The following is a 15,440-nucleotide window of genomic DNA, read 5'->3' as shown; positions in this document are numbered from 1 at the left end:
CCTTTATAAATTAAGCCTGGACATAAAAGAATACTCTGAAACAAAACGTAAAATAGGAATCAGCAGCTAATATTCAGACAAGAAATAAATGAAAAAAGTCGAATAATAGAGTATAATTAAAGGGAATTCCAATACTTTTAGGTTATAGTAATTTATAATTGTCTGGCCTTTAAAAGTTTAGTTGTTAGATAACCTGAGTCTAATTGGTCAAGAATTTTAGGCAATAAGTTTTTCTTAGTTAAGGCTTGTGAAAAAGTTTATAAGAACATAAGATAAAGGGGACCTTACAGATGAACAAGCCAATACGAATAGTAATAGCAGATGATAACCGGGAGTTAATCGAAGTATTGAAATCTTACCTTCAAAGTCAAGATGATATGCAATTGCTTGGTGTCGCTTATCACGGCAATGAAGCCTTGGAAGTCATTTACCGTGAGCTGCCGGACGTATTAGTGTTGGATATAATTATGCCTCACTTGGATGGCATAGGCGTGTTAGAAAAGCTGCAGTTTGAGAAACAACGGCCTCGTGTTATTGTCTTGTCGGCTTTTGGTCAGGAAGCAATAATTCAGCGAATCGTTTCTCTGGGGGCTGATTATTATATGTTAAAGCCTTTTGACCTCGATACCTTGGGTAAACGAATTCGGCAGTTAGGCGATGAACCTATGTATATCAGTTCATTTGGCATGAGCTCCCCCCAAAGTACAATTGCTCAAGCTGTCGATATGCCCGCCAAAAGCACCGTCAAAAATTTAGAGGAAGAAGTAACAAAGGTGATTTATCAAATGGGTGTCCCCGCCCATGTAAAAGGCTATCAATATTTGCGTGATGCGATCGTCAGTGTCATCCAGGAGGTTTCTCTAATAGGCGCCGTAACCAAAGAGCTTTACCCTTTGATAGCTGATAAATACCAAACTACTCCCACTCGGGCGGAGCGAGCAATCCGGCACGCCATTGAATTAGCCTGGGACCGTGGCAACATAGACTTTATTAATAAGTTTTTTGGCTACAGCATCAACACTGAGCGCGGTAAGCCTACCAGCTCGGAATTTATTGCTATGGTGGCTGAAAAGTTAAGAATGTAAATTAACCAGGCAAGATTTGCTTTTGAACCTGAGTGGTGGGTATCCTCCGCTGATCAAGCGATTGAACTATTAAAAAGATCAGTTAGCAAAAGCAGGTTAAGAAATGGGTAGACAAGGTTTTGCTCCTCAGGAGTACTTTTATCCGGACATTCAATTTCACCAAAAACTGTGGTAAGGCGCTGTTAGCATTTAGTTGCCTGTCTTACTAATACTTTCTTGTCAGCATAAGTGAAGCTAACGGCTTTGGCTTTTGCAAGCTCGGTACAAACCGAGTTTTTTTTATTGTCTCTTCAATATAGCGGGAAAGAATCAAAAGTTTTAGATTGATATCTAGGACTTTTTTTAATTCTGCACATGACAATTTAGTGTTCTGGGAAGGACTACCTTTGTGAAACACTGTAAACAGCTCTAAAAACTCCAAAATGGTTGCTTAAAGACAAATCCATTCGGAAAAATACTCGTTATAGGGAAGCTTTTGTTTCAAGATGATGAAAGCCCTTTTTAAAATAATAGAAAGGGGCTTGGAAAGGAGAAGCACTTTAAATGGAACAATACTTGCAAGTCTTTAAAGAGGTGGCCGAAACTAAAAACATAACCTTAGCGGCGAAGAAACTCCACATGAGTCAACCCAGTATAACCTTGCAGATTCAGAATCTGGAAAATGAATTTGGTGCACGCTTTTTTGACCGCACTAATAAAGGAGTCACACTGACTAAAGAAGGAGAAATCTTTTATGAGCATGTTCGCAAGGCTCTCAATATTCTGGCAAGAGCCAAAGAACAGATAAACGCCCTGGTTAAAGACCACAAAAAAGTGATTTACCTCAGTTCAGCTTTAACCATTGGAGAATATATTCTTCCCAATATTTTAGCGTTTTTGTTCAAAACTTATCCTGACGTTGAGTTTAAAGTAAAGATCGCCAATACGGAGTCTATTTCTCAAGATCTCATCGAAAGAAAAATACATATTGGCCTAGTCGAAGGATCAGTCTATGAACATAATGGTCTTAACGTAGAAAGTTTTTGGCAGGATGAGCTAGTCGTGGTGGTTCCTTATTTCCACCCTTGGGCAGCAAGGAAAAGCATTAGCTTGGAAGAACTTTCTCATGAACGTCTCGTGACAAGGGAGGAAGGCTCCGGACCCCGCGAAGCCATAGAGAACGCGCTGAGGGAGAAAGGGCTGGACCCTGATCAATTGACGATAAGTATGGAATTGGGAAGTACCCACGCCATCAAGCAAGTTGTTGCGGCTGGGCTGGGAATTACCATTATCTCCTCCCTAACGGTGACTAAGGAAAGCGAACAGCACATCTTTAAACTCTTAAAAATTCAAGATGCCCCCCTTTATCAGGATTTGAATATCCTCACAGATGCTCATGTTGCTCAGAGCAAAGAGGAAAGCGTATTAATCGGCTTACTCCACGATCATAAATTAATTGAGGACATTCTAAGCAGAGATTTTTATGAATTAGACAAATCAGCCAATAAGCTGCATTTGCTAACCTCAAAATAAGTTTGTTAAAGGCTCATGAGGGCTGCTGAATATTTTATGGAGCTGTGTTCAAGGGCAGGAAATAAGGGACAGATGTGGAATGGAGTTAAGGTAGTCATAATAAACTATGACTGCCTTCTTTATTATTTAGTTATTTTAGGGCAGCGGGGTGGAGAGTCTGAAAAGGTTTTACAAACGAAGCATTATCCTTGTAAGCTTAATTGTTTTAGCTTTAGGCATAGGAGCCGGTATTGGCCGCTTGAATTGGGGAGATAAGCTGCCCTTCGGACAGTCTGTACATATCCCCAATATTTCTTGTTCAAGCGATAAAGATAACGACGGTGTTAATGATTTGCAAGATATTGTTAACGGGGCAAGGGCGGAAGTCAAAAGAAAGCCCCGGTACCGCAGTGCCTATTATCAGGGAGGCTATCCGCCGGACAATGAAGGGGTGTGTACGGACGTAGTCTGGAGGGCGATGCGGGATGCGGGCTATGATTTAAAGGCCTTGGTTGACAAAGACATCCGCGAAAACTCCGCAAAATATCCTCGGGTAGCGGGCAGTCCCGATCCAAACATCGATTTCCGGCGGGTTCCTAACCTAATTGTCTTTTTGCGAAGGAACGGTATGGAGCTGACTAAGGATATAAAGCCCGGTGACGTTGAAAATCTTTACCAGTGGCAGCCAGGGGACATCGTCACCTTTGACATCCCCCACGAGCATATTGCTATCATTTCGGATAAACGCCGTCAAGACGGTGTGCCCTATATCTTGCATAATGCGGGTCCCACGCCCAGTGAGACGGACCAGCTGCAAAGTTGGCCTTCGAAAATTACCGGACATTTTCGCTTTCCTAAGCTCGATTGATAAGCAGCCAAGGGGTGTGTGCCGCTTTCAGGCAGACATCCCTTGGCTGCTTTAGCGTTTATTTACTTTTTTTCAGGAAAGGTATTGACTTAAAGTTAGCTTTAAGTTGCATACTTTAAGCAAGCTCGTATTTGCCTTGTAATAGCCAGCATACAATTCTTCAGTCAAGGAGAAGAAAAATGAGTTTTCAAAAGTATGTACTCACAAATGAGCGGAAAGGAAGGGTTTAAATGATGAGGGAAAAGTTTTCAAGCGTGTTCCCCACCGGGGAAAAGAATGAGGCCTATGCAAAATATTTTGTCGGACAAAGCTACCTGAATATGCTGTCCACAACAGGCGTGACGATTGGCAATGTGACCTTTGAACCGGGTTGCCGCAACAACTGGCATATCCATCACCAAGGCGGGCAAATTTTATTAGTGACAGCCGGACGGGGATATTATCAGGAATGGGGCAAACCGGCGCAGGAACTGCACCCCGGCGATGTCGTCAACATCCCGCCGGAGGTTAAACATTGGCACGGCGCCGCGCCGGACGGTTGGTTTGCCCATCTCGCCGTTGAAGTCCCGGCGAAAGGTGCTTCTAACGAATGGCTGGAAGCGGTCAGCGACGAAGCATACAGCAAATTGAAGTAAAAATATACAATAGGGAGGATTGTTCCATGAAGAAGGTTACAGCCGGAAGAGATATTTTGGGCAATTTCGCACCAAAATTTGCAGAGTTGAATGATGATGTCCTCTTCGGCCAGGTCTGGTCGCGGGAGGAACAGCTCTCTCCCAGAGACAGAAGTCTGATCACCGTTTCCGCCCTGGTGGCAAGCGGGATTGTGGACAGTTCTTTGCAAAGCCATATTCAAAGGGCTAAAGAGAATGGCGTAACAAAGGAAGAAATGATTGAAGTTTTGACGCAGCTTGCTTTCTATGGGGGATGGCCGAAGGCTTGGGCAGCTTTTTATATAGCGAAAGAAATCTATGCCGATTGATGGAGGATAGGGATGAAAACCTTGATTTTATATTATTCTTACGGTGGCAACACCAGAACCGTCGCTCAGATGATTCAAAATGAGATTGGCGGCGATTTAGAAGAAATCGAAACCGTAAAGCCCTACAGCGACGATTATAATTCGGTTGTAAAGCAGGGGAAGCAGGAAGTAGAAAGTGGTTTTATGCCGGAAATCAAGCATTTTAAAGCAAATATTGCGGCTTATAACCGGATTGTTCTGGGAACCCCTGTCTGGTGGTACACGTTTGCCCCGGCAGTCAGAACAGTCCTTTCACAGAACGATTTGACCGGCAAGACAATTTATCCTTTTGTTACCAACGGTGGTTGGCTTGGACACACCTTTAAGGACTTAAAAGAAGCCTGTGCGGGAGCTGTTATAAAAACCGGATTAGATATTAAGTTTGATGAAGACAGGTTACGCACCCCGGAATCAAAGATAAAAGATTGGCTGAAAATAATTATCTGAATTACAGAAAACAAGAATAAAAATGGAATTCAACTTCAGGTCAATGCGGCCCGAAGTTGAATTCCATTTTTATACTTTTCCGGGGATTGCCGGGGCTAATTGCTATGTCCATATGGGCGTTCCCCTCGTCTGCTGTCTGAGAGCAGGTGCTTTGACCATGACTTTATTTAGAAGATCCGCTCTAACCTGAGCTCAGGCCAAATGTCTTCTGCTGGATTATTTTCTGGAGGTGTTTGTTGAATAGAAGGGAATTCAATGCTATTATAATTACGTCTAAATGAAGGATATTACTTCGATTTTAGGTAAGGTGGATATGGAAAATATAACGAAAATCTGCAGAGACAGTGTATCGGAACTTGTGTATAACCAATTATTGGATAAAATCATCAAGGGTGACTGGGTCCCGGGGGATAAGATTCCTTCAGAACATCAACTGGCTTCGTTATTCGGTATTAGTCGGGTATCCGTAAGAGTAGCCCTAAAAAAAATGATTACTTTGGGTTTACTCGAAGCAAAAGTAGGCGAAGGTACGTATGTCAAAGAGTTCACGCCCGGAGCCTATTTAAGAGAACTTGTCCCCATTATTATGCAGCCTAAAAACCAGATTGAAATCCTGGAATTTAGAAAGGCTTTGGAAAGCGAAGTCATCCGCCTGGCAGTTGAACGGACTAGTGATGAGGAAATTCAAAAACTTGAAGGTACCTATTTACAAATGTGCCTGGCGTCTGAAAAATCGGATCTGGAGGAGTACTTTTATCTGGACATTCAATTTCATAAATGCCTTTTTGACATGTCCAAGAACAGTATGTTCATTAGCATCTTTGACAATCTGCGCGATCTATTATTTGTTCACTATCAATTAACTGTAAAAGAAAGCTGGGAAGTTGACGGCATACCAAAGGCCATTGAAGACGATGAACATTTTAATATCGTTCAGGGTTTAAAAAATCGCGATGCCGCCCTAGCTTTAAAAGCCTATCTTGCTATGATCAATGCCAAATTGGCTATGTTTAGTAAGAAAAATAATCAGCTCTAATGATTGGAAATATTGCGAAATCATTGGGGCTTTTTTCTATTTGTCGATAAATTGATTTAAAAGTTATATTGACACGAAAAAAGGCGTAATGATAAGATGTTAGTAGTTAGTTGTATGACAACTAACTACTAACATCTTTTTAAAATCCCTTAAAGTGGACCGTTTAAAGCTAATTTTAACCGCGATAAATTTTTCTCTCCCTAAAATTTGCAGATCGTTTAATTGATGATTGGCTAATGATTAGCTTTACCGAATATGATAAAAAAAGCACAAAAGCAAATTCGATCAACCACCTAAATTTTCTCCAAGCCTGTTTTCGAAAAAGGGTTCGCCCAGCCTATGAGGCGGTACTTCAGGTTCTGCGCCCAGAATTATCCGGGAACGGCAAATGCTTAAGTGGGCGTACCTAATTCCAGGCTAATAGCTCTTAAGGAGCTTTTAGAAATATTATTAGTTTTTCTACAATTCGTGGGGGTGAAACTATGAGTTTAATCGAGAAAGCTAGAAACTATGTCATGAGTAGAAGGTCTTTTCTCGGTGCAACAGCAACCTTGGCAGTTGGAGCCGTAGCAGCGGTAACCTTACCAGGTTGCGGGTTGCAAAAAGTAGATTCGGACAGGGCGGCAGAGTTGGCCAATGAACAAGGAGAGTGGATTACCGCCGCTTGCTGGCATAACTGCGGCGGACGCTGCCTAAATAAGGCCTATGTCGTGGAAGGTGTGGCAATTCGTCAAAAAACGGATGATACACATCAAGACAGCCCGGATTATCCGCAGCAAAGAGGATGTGCCCGCGGCCGTTCCCATCGAAAAATGGTCATGGGAGCAGATCGCCTTAAGTATCCGATGAAGAGAAAAAATTGGGAACCCGGGGGCGGTAAAAAAGAGCTTCGGGGTAACGATGAATGGGTGCGCATTTCCTGGGATGAAGCTTTGGATATCGTGGCAAGTGAAATTAAACGTATTAAGGGAAAATATGGGAATGTGAGCATTTTCGCGCCGGTCGGCGGTTCGGGCGGCGGTTTGGAACCCCTTCGGGTGCTCAATGCCTATGGAGGATGCACCGAGCGCTGGGGGAGTGTTTCCTGGGGAGCATGGCCTGTCGTTTGGCAGCAGGTAACGGGAATTGCCGATACCGGAGCAGCGTCGGGAAACGATCGCTTCAGATTGCGCCAGTCCAAGCTGATTATTCTTTGGGGCGCCAATCCCGCTCAGTCCAGTCAAGGACTTCCCACCTTCAACTATTTGCAGGCTAAAAAAGCGGGAGCGAAATTTATCGTTATTGATCCTTTATATTCGGAGTCGGCCAGAGTCCTAGCGGATAAGTGGCTGCCGATTCGGCCTGCTACGGATACAACCCTTATTTTGGGGATGGCCTATCATATCTTGACGAATAATTTATTGGATCAAAAGTTCCTGGACAATTGCTGCCTGGGCTTTGATGCCGATCATATGCCGGAAGGAGCAGATCCTAAAGATAATTTTAAAGATTATCTCTTAGGTACTTACGATGGAACACCTAAGACGCCTGAATGGGCTTCTCAAATTTGCGGCTTAAGTGCCGAGACCATTCGTGAGTTTGCCCAAGAGTATGCGACGACCAAACCTGCCGCGATCATTTCCGGCGGCGCCCCGGCCCGAATTAATAATGGCGAGCATTTGCCGCATGCCATGATAACCTTAGGTTTAATGACAGGCAATGTTGGGATTCCGGGTGCGGGAGTTAGTCCAAATATGCACAATTCTTCGACCAACGCCGGGCCGGCTTTAGTTAAGCCGGGCAACAATGGTATCCCGACAGTTAAAAACCCCTTGAAGAGCAGTATTAACAGCGGAGAAATGTGGAGTGCGGTTCTGCACGGCAAGTACACGGAAAGTAAAGGGAACGTAAAAGATGTCAATATCCAGATGATTTGGGACTGGTTTGGGCACACCATCAATCAGAGAGCGGGCGCTACTCTGGGAATTGAAGCGCACCGCAAAGTGGAATTCTCTCTTGCTCAAAATTTATTTTTGACTACAGATGCCAGATACTCTGACGTTGTTTTGCCTGTTATCTCTCAGTGGGAAAGTCTTGGCGGCTTATTGACCGGAAACCGTGAAATCCTCATCTATTATCGTCAGATTATGAAACCATTGTTTGAAGCAAAAAGCGACATGTGGATTGCTACGGAATTGGCTAAACGTCTCGGAGTAGATCCTAAGATCGTTAACCCTATTTCTGAAGCACAAGCCCTCTACAACCAAATTGCCGGGGCAATGGTCATGAAAACTGACGGCTCGGGTTATGAGAAGTTAGTCACGTTGACGGCTGACGATATCAAGGAGCTTGGGGCTCAGGGAGCTCCTCAGACAGGGCGTATATCGTATAAGGAATTCAAGGAAAAAGGAATTTACCAAGTCCCCAGATCGCCCGGAGATAAGTTGGAATTCACGAGCTTCGTGGATTTCCGGGCAGATCCGGCCGGGAAAAAATTGGCGACTCCGAGCGGAAAATTTGAAATCTATTGCGATTCTCTGGCCAAGGCTATCGAAAAGGTTGGCTTTACGACAAAGTCTCCTATACCGAAGTATGATCCTCCGCGTGAAGGGTATGAGGATGGCGCCAAGAATGGCTATCCTTTCCAAGTGATTACTATCCATTATTTCAGGCGTTCCCACTCTACGCTGGACAATGTGCCCTGGCTGCGGGAAGCTTTTCCCCAGGAACTTAGAATAAATACAAATGATGCTGAAAAAATGGGAATCAAAAATAATGACATCGTTAAAGTAAGCAGCCGCCACGGCTCGGTTATTCGCCCCGCTATGGTTACAGAACGCATCATGCCGGGTGTTGTCGCTTTGGGAGAAGGGGCCTGGATAGAAATGGATGAGCAGGCCGGAGTGGATAAAGCCGGTTGTACCGGAATACTTGACGGACACATTCCTACAGGGCAGGGACACACCGGATTCAATTCCTGTAATGTTAAGCTTGAGAAATATGCCAAGCCCTTGGACCCTGATGTCAAATGGCCTCAACGAATCATTTTCTAAGGATGTGAAGAAAAATGGCGCAGCTCGGATTTTATTATGACATGACCGTATGCAGCGGGTGTAAAGTTTGTCAGATTGCCTGCAAGGATAAAAATAATTTAGATGCCGGGACTCTTTTCCGCAAAGTTTATAGTTTTGAAGGCGGAAAATTCCCCAATCCCTGGGAATATAACCTCTCTATTGCCTGCAATCACTGTGCTCAACCTAAGTGTGCTCCAAACTGTCCGACGGGGGCGTTATATAAACGTGAAAAAGACGGTATTGTTATGCATGATCCCGATAAATGCATCGGCTGCCGTCTCTGCACCTGGTCTTGCCCTTATGGTGAGCCTCAGTATATCGAAAAGTTGGGTAAGGTGGGGAAATGCACCTTCTGTGCGGATTTGCTGGATAAAGGCGAAGAACCGGCATGTGTCGCCGCCTGTCAGATGAGAGCGCTCCAATTTGGCGATATTGAGGAACTGCGTAAGAAGTATGGGGCTCTGGCGGATATTAAACCTTTACCTTCTTCAACGATGACTCATCCATCGCTTACCATTAAAGCAAACAAAGAAGCGCTGAAGTAGAGCAAAAGACTTTTTTTAAGTGACGAAAGGGGGGCCAATTTAAGATGTTTGCTGAAGAATGGCCTTTAATGATGTTTACCCTTATCAGCCAATTGGCCATTGGCAGTTTTATCATCCTTGTCTTTGTGCGCGCTTTTTTGACAAAGCAAGATGCTCCCATGGCCGTGAAATTGACAAACCCCGGTTTTAAAGCGGTGGGAGTGCTGATGGTATTGTCCTTGATCTTTTCCCTGTTTCATTTAGGAACACCTTCGGGAGCATACCGTTCCATTCTTAATTTAGCTTCATCCTGGCTCAGCCGGGAAATTTTAACGGCAGGCGGCTTTTTAGTTTTTTGGTTTGCAAGCTACAGGAGCTACCAAAAAAACAACGCGAGTGCCTTGGGCTGGATCACTTCCTTAATCGGGTTAGCGGCTGTTTTTAGTATGGTTAATATTTATAGCCATTCCGTGCGCCCGGCTTGGACGAATGTTAATACCTATATTGCCTTTTACGGGGCCATGCTCGCCTTGGGCAGTTTAGGTGCCGCGGCCATGATTGCCTATGCGTCAAAAGGAACTGAAGTTTCCTCTTCAGTGATAGCTCAACTAAAGAAGGTAAATATAATTGCCGGCGCTGCCGTAATTCTTCCTCTTGTCTATCTGCCTGTCTATATTAACGGTCTGGCCAACGGGGATGCAGCGGCTCAGGCCTCGTCCCAGCTTCTAACCGGAAGTTATGTTTTCCTCCTGATCTTGAGAGGTCTAATATCTCTGGTCGGAGCAGGACTCCTCTTTTACGCGATCAGACAAATAGGGAAAAAGACGGCTTTTCAAAATTGGGTTTATGGGGCACTGGTTCTGATTTTTATGGGAGAGTTCATTGGTCGTTATGTTTTCTACGGGTCTGCGGTTTCAATAATGATAGGGTTAAATTAACGAATAATTAAGCAAAAGGCTTCCGGAGCTAATTTCTGGAAGCCTTTTGTTTTGCTGAAAATCAAAATTCATGTCAGATCAGTTGAACACAGACTGGCAGTTGTGGCTTTATCAGGAATGATCAACAGACTTGCTTCAATTTTACTTAGGTCGCTCATTGACCCTAAGTCGGCAATGATAACCGACCAAGCCTTGAGAGGGAAAAGATCCTATGCATGAACCAGGCATTGTCAGTAGACGCCTAGAATTTTCCCTTGAGACCTTTTCTATTAAAATTAAAAAGCCGATTTTGTCCAAGTTGCCGGGATCTCTCTTTGTTCATAGGCTATATAAGCTTGAATTAATTTAAGGACTGTGAAAGAGGGAGAAACATGAGTAAGATGGATATTATAAAAAAGTTCTTGACTGTAATCCAAGAATCTCAGCCTGCTCCTGCTCCGGATAGAAGTATCAATGACAACTACGAACCAGTCGACAAGGAGGAGGAGAATATTATGGCTACTTCAGAGGAAGAAACAGTAAAAGAGCTGGCCAGGAATTTTGCGCAAGCCTTAACTGAACGGGATTTTGAACATTTGGACGGCAGGGCAGAGTATTATTTTTACACAGTTGACTATCTGATAGAGCTTATCAAGAACAATGATGAGCAAAGCACGATAAAACTGTTCAAAGAGAACAAAATCAAGTCCAAATATGAAAATTGTGAATTCCTTTCGATTATTTTCAGCGCGGACCGGGAACAAGCTGAGGTGGTTTATAAGATAATGACCTCTCTGCTCAATGCCGATGACAAATACTTTAAAGAACTTAACAAAAAGAACAGTAAGAAAACTAGAATTAGCCAAGGAACGCCTTTCAGTACAACTTACACGCTGCTGGTTAAAAAAGAGAAAGGAACTTGGAAGATAGACAAGGTTGAAGTGTCTGAGGAAAATATAAAAATAACTACAAGTCCTTAAATAGCCTGTTATTAGGCACTCTTTTGAGTACGGAAACATTCGGCTAAAAAGGCATTATTGAATTAATTAAGTGCTTATGATAATTGCTTGGTTAATCACTGAAAGCAGAGAAGTTGAGATTAGTTATGGTATTAAGTAGTTGTTTGTTTTGACAGCAATTTGTCAAAGAGGGCGACCCAAAAATAACAGCCAAACAAATCAATGGATGTAACTAGGAAAAACAAGCCGTTGTGGATATAAATATAACCTGCTTTATACACTAAATATTGAGCAAAAAACAAACAGGATAAAGCTAATGTTTTTATAAGCCGGTTTAGTTTGGCTTTATATAAAAATATAAAAAAGTTAATGATAATAAATTGGTAAACAAATCCGGAGGATGTGTTGTTTTTGTTCATGTCCGTAAAAAATAGTTTGCTCTGTAAGAGCTGTATGCCCAATAATCGTTGACTGAGAAAAATGGTAAACGTACTGACTGAAGCAACGCTAAAGTAAAGTGAAAAATAATGAACCAGACCTTTGTTGGAGTATTTGATTAGTTTATACCATTTTCTGATTATCAGCGAGAAAATAATGAAGCCAAAAATCGTATAGATAGATTTATACCAGAAATGTTCATAGATCCCTAGTTTGACAAAGAGAATATCCAATATGAAATAGATTAAACTAAAAATGCAGTACCAAATATATGAAAGATCGTAAACAGCCAGGAATAAGGCGGTTGAAGACACTGATATTTGCGAAAAGTAATTTCCAAAAATTATGTCCAGGTAAGAATCCCTGAATAATTTAGGATAATAACTGTAGGCATGTAAGCCCAGCACTAAAATTGCTTCTAGTAAGAATGAAAAGCCGATGATAGAAAAAAGAAAGGTAATGGTAAATTTAACCTTCTTAGTTTTGTGCAGGATTAAAATATTAGTAAAAATGCTGGTGATAAATAGTAAGAGGAACCATATTGTATTTGTCCAAAATGTTGAATTCATGCTTGAGTCTCCTTGAGAAGTTCTCTGACTGCGATAAACTCATAGCTAAAGTTAAATCAGCAAAGACAGCCTGTTTTCTAGGGCTGTTCCGTTGGACTAATTACTTGATTACGTTAAACATATTAAAGGGCAAATCAAACCAGTATATCATTGCAGCTGCTAAAATAAGAGATAGAGGCCAAACTAAAAGTGACTTTTTGTAATGCAGTAAAAGAAGTGGGAACATTATAAAATTAAGGCCAAAGGACCAGTAAAGGCTCCAGCCGTTATGGTAAGTAATGAACCCCAGCTTAAATGAAAGCCACTCAATGGAAGTGTATAATGTGGCGCAAAAGAGGAAGAAGAGAGAAATATATACTGTTTTTCGGTAGCTTTGAACTTTCGCGTAAAGGGCAAAAAAAACAAGACATGTACAGGGGAAACATATAAAAGCAATCAGAAATTCGGAAAAATCATTGCTGATAGTCGGCGATTCAAATTGCCAGAGGGTTTTATTTGTTGTCAGCAAAACACAAGATAGGTCCCCGATTATTAGATACAAAATTGTCGAGTAATATTGTTTCCAGTTTCGCCAATCTCCCCATTTCCAGGTAATGATCACGGAAGCCATTGCTAGGAGAACATGATAATCCGGCATTTTTCAAACCTCAAATAGTTATTATTTATGTCTTTAGTCATTTTGTCTTTTTGTTTCTAATTATATGCAGAGAGGATCTAAGGTCCAGTTCGGCATTTTAGGCAGCTGTGTGAAAACATTTTACTTTGTTGCCTTGATTATCCGCGGATGCTATTGACTTCGAGTGTACTCGAAAATATACAATAGGAATTGTGCAGAGGCGTTTTGGAAAACTCCGGTTTAAAAACCCCTCCCCAAAGAAATCATGGAAAGAAGGTGAAGTGCATGGAATATGTGCAATATGGCAAAACGGGGATGAAAGTCTCCAGATTCGGACTTGGCTGTATGCGATTTCCAGCTGCTGAAAAAGAAGCCATTGCAATGGTGCGTTATGCCATTGACAATGGGGTGAATTATCTTGATACTGCCTTTGTTTATAAAGACAGTGAGGTTATAACAGGAAAGGCTTTAAAAGACGGTTATCGGAACAAAATTTATTTAGCGACGAAAAGCCCTATTTGGAATATAACGAAACATGAAGATTTCGAAAAATATTTAGACGAAGAATTGGTGCGCCTGGGCACGGATCATATTGATGTCTATCTTCTGCACAATATGAATCACAGCAATTGGGAGAAGGTTAAACAATTTGATGGCTTTACTTTCTTAGATAAAATGCTGGAAAAAGGGAAAATAGCCCATAAAGCTTTTTCTATTCACAATACTTTAGAGGCATTTAAGGAAATTGTCGACGCCTATGATTGGGAGATGGCCCAAATTCAGCTTAATATACTGGATGTGAAGCAACAAGTTGGGGTTGAGGGTCTAAAATATGCGGCCAATAAGGGCTTGGCGGCAGTTATCATGGAACCCCTTAGAGGAGGCTATATCTTAAATACTGTTCCCCAGGAGGCGCAGGATTTATTGGATCACTATTCTGAAAAGCGATCGCTGGTAGAGTGGTGTTTTAGATGGCTGTACAACATGCCTGAAGTGTCTGTGATTTTAAGCGGTACAAGCTCTTTGCAGCAGCTAAAGGATAATCTGAAGATTTTTGAACAAGCGGCTCCTAATGTTATGTCAGAAGCAGACCTGAATTTGATTGTCAAGATTCGTGAGGCGTATGAAGCCAAAAAGAGCATTGGCTGTACCGGTTGCAGGTACTGTATGCCCTGTCCCCAAGGAGTAGCAATTCCTGAAATCTTTAAGCTTTACAACAGTCAGCAGCTTATGAAAGCACACGTGATCGACACTGCAGTCTATCAAAGCAGCTTAGTACCTGCGGGTTCCGGTGCGGATCAATGTGTGTCCTGTGGAATCTGTACAGGCCAATGCCCTCAGGCGCTGGAAATACCCGAATTATTGGAAAAGGTTCACTCTGAATTCATGAGCACTGCTTACCCACCCAAAAGGTAAGCGGGCTATCCCGGGTCAAAATAATTGACTGCCTGACTTCTCAATATTCTTAAGATTAACCTGAATAGTGACCTAACCCGCTCATGCGGGTTTTCCAGACAGTGACACCCCCCGCGTTTTAGACCAGACGCAGGGGGTGATTTTTTTGTCTGGAGTTTTAATTTGCTTATTTTCCGGATTCATATTAAAGGTAGCAAATTTTTCGAAAATTTGCAGGAATGTGTTTAAACATACATAAATGTATCGAACAAATAACTATTGCTTCATGTTATTGTGTACCTAAGCAATGATTCATTGGTTAAGCAAGGATTATTACTAACAAATACAAGGAGGTATTTATTGATGAATGATTTTAGTAAATTAGCAGATTCGGTATTTAGAGGCGATTTTAGTACCGTGGCGAACCTTACCAAACAATTAATCGATAATGGTGTTGACCCTTTAGAAATTATCAACAAAGGACTTATTGAGGGGATGAACATCGTAGCGCCAAAATTCAAAGCAGGAGAGATGTTTGTCCCTGAAGTTATGATGGCGGCTAAATCTATGCATACTGGTTTAGAATTAGTTAAACCCTTGATTGCGGATTCCGATGTCCCGTCCAAGGGCACTGTTTTAATGGGAACTGTAAAAGGAGATTTGCATGATATTGGTAAGAATCTGGTAGTCATGATTCTGCAAAGCGGTGGTTTTAAGGTCATTGACTTGGGTGTGGATGTTCCCGCTGAGAAGTTTGTGGAAGCGGTAAAAGAGCATAAGCCACAAATTGTTGGTTTATCTGCTTTATTAACAACCACTATGCCGGCCATGAAAGAAACAATTAATGCTTTGCAAGAAGTGGGTTTACGTGATGGTCTTAAGATTCTTGTGGGTGGGGCACCCGTTTCTCAGAGTTTTGCCAAGGAGATTGGAGCCAATGGCTATGCCAACGATGCTATGGCTGCCAAAGAGTTGTGTGAAAACTTGTTAAGCTAAAATTATTAAGCTGAAATTATGTCCC

The 15,440-nt window shown here is 42.2% G+C and carries 14 protein-coding genes and 1 pseudogene; 14 read left to right on the top strand and 1 reads right to left on the bottom strand.

Going from position 1 to position 15,440, the window contains the following annotated elements; genetic code table 11:
* The first annotated feature begins 290 nt into the window (after window positions 1–290).
* The 12 genes and pseudogenes from spo0A (at window position 291) to REC12_RS16015 (ending at window position 11,422) form a co-directional block, all read left to right on the top strand.
* Window positions 291–1,085 carry a sporulation transcription factor Spo0A gene (gene spo0A / locus REC12_RS16070; RefSeq protein WP_308896217.1) on the top strand — a complete coding sequence of 265 codons (795 nt, stop codon included), beginning with the start codon at window positions 291–293 and terminating at the stop codon, window positions 1,083–1,085.
* 543 nt (window positions 1,086–1,628) lie between these two features.
* A complete protein-coding gene (locus tag REC12_RS16065; protein WP_308896215.1) occupies window positions 1,629–2,597 on the top strand; it encodes a LysR substrate-binding domain-containing protein in 969 nt (322 codons plus the stop codon).
* Between the two features lie 157 nt (window positions 2,598–2,754).
* Window positions 2,755–3,444 carry a DUF1287 domain-containing protein gene (locus tag REC12_RS16060; protein WP_510167177.1) on the top strand — a complete coding sequence of 230 codons (690 nt, stop codon included), beginning with the start codon at window positions 2,755–2,757 and terminating at the stop codon, window positions 3,442–3,444.
* A gap of 230 nt (window positions 3,445–3,674) precedes the next feature.
* Entirely contained in the window at window positions 3,675–4,079 is a 405-nt protein-coding gene (locus tag REC12_RS16055) for a cupin domain-containing protein (protein WP_308896213.1), read from the top strand.
* A gap of 26 nt (window positions 4,080–4,105) precedes the next feature.
* Window positions 4,106–4,426 (top strand): carboxymuconolactone decarboxylase family protein, encoded by a 321-nt coding sequence (locus REC12_RS16050; RefSeq protein ID WP_308896211.1) that lies wholly within the window; start codon window positions 4,106–4,108, stop codon window positions 4,424–4,426.
* A 12-nt stretch (window positions 4,427–4,438) separates the two neighbouring features.
* The gene (locus tag REC12_RS16045) at window positions 4,439–4,912 is read left to right on the top strand and encodes a flavodoxin (RefSeq protein WP_308896210.1); all 474 of its coding nucleotides are present in this window, start codon (window positions 4,439–4,441) and stop codon (window positions 4,910–4,912) included.
* Between the two features lie 313 nt (window positions 4,913–5,225).
* Window positions 5,226–5,948, top strand: coding sequence for a FadR/GntR family transcriptional regulator (locus REC12_RS16040; protein WP_308896208.1), 723 nt, complete (start codon window positions 5,226–5,228; stop codon window positions 5,946–5,948).
* 482 nt (window positions 5,949–6,430) lie between these two features.
* Window positions 6,431–8,980, top strand: a complete 2,550-nt coding sequence (locus REC12_RS16035) for a molybdopterin-dependent oxidoreductase (protein ID WP_308896206.1) — start codon at window positions 6,431–6,433, stop codon at window positions 8,978–8,980.
* A 14-nt stretch (window positions 8,981–8,994) separates the two neighbouring features.
* Window positions 8,995–9,546, top strand: coding sequence for a DMSO/selenate family reductase complex B subunit (locus REC12_RS16030; RefSeq protein WP_308896204.1), 552 nt, complete (start codon window positions 8,995–8,997; stop codon window positions 9,544–9,546).
* A gap of 44 nt (window positions 9,547–9,590) precedes the next feature.
* Window positions 9,591–10,463 carry a dimethyl sulfoxide reductase anchor subunit family protein gene (locus tag REC12_RS16025; protein WP_308896203.1) on the top strand — a complete coding sequence of 291 codons (873 nt, stop codon included), beginning with the start codon at window positions 9,591–9,593 and terminating at the stop codon, window positions 10,461–10,463.
* Between the two features lie 84 nt (window positions 10,464–10,547).
* Window positions 10,548–10,676: pseudogene (locus REC12_RS16020) on the top strand (lipid II flippase family protein); the annotation flags it as partial.
* Between the two features lie 158 nt (window positions 10,677–10,834).
* Window positions 10,835–11,422 (top strand): hypothetical protein, encoded by a 588-nt coding sequence (locus REC12_RS16015; RefSeq protein WP_308896201.1) that lies wholly within the window; start codon window positions 10,835–10,837, stop codon window positions 11,420–11,422.
* A 1,086-nt stretch (window positions 11,423–12,508) separates the two neighbouring features.
* On the opposite strand, the gene REC12_RS26525 is transcribed toward REC12_RS16015, so the two are convergent.
* Window positions 12,509–13,018 (bottom strand): CBO0543 family protein, encoded by a 510-nt coding sequence (locus REC12_RS26525; RefSeq protein ID WP_374214218.1) that lies wholly within the window; start codon window positions 13,016–13,018, stop codon window positions 12,509–12,511.
* A gap of 291 nt (window positions 13,019–13,309) precedes the next feature.
* On the opposite strand from REC12_RS26525, the gene REC12_RS16010 reads away from it, so the two are divergent.
* Window positions 13,310–14,440: an aldo/keto reductase gene (locus REC12_RS16010; RefSeq protein WP_308896199.1), complete on the top strand. Its 1,131-nt coding sequence runs from the start codon at window positions 13,310–13,312 to the stop codon at window positions 14,438–14,440.
* Between the two features lie 342 nt (window positions 14,441–14,782).
* Window positions 14,783–15,415, top strand: coding sequence for a cobalamin B12-binding domain-containing protein (locus tag REC12_RS16005; protein ID WP_308896198.1), 633 nt, complete (start codon window positions 14,783–14,785; stop codon window positions 15,413–15,415).
* Window positions 15,416–15,440: the final 25 nt, after the last annotated feature.

The organism is Candidatus Desulfosporosinus nitrosoreducens (genome assembly GCF_030954495.1).
In the GTDB taxonomy this organism is placed as follows: domain Bacteria; phylum Bacillota; class Desulfitobacteriia; order Desulfitobacteriales; family Desulfitobacteriaceae; genus Desulfosporosinus; species Desulfosporosinus nitrosoreducens.
Note: the sequence above shows the minus strand (reverse complement) of the source record. Positions and strands in the feature narration are given on the sequence as shown.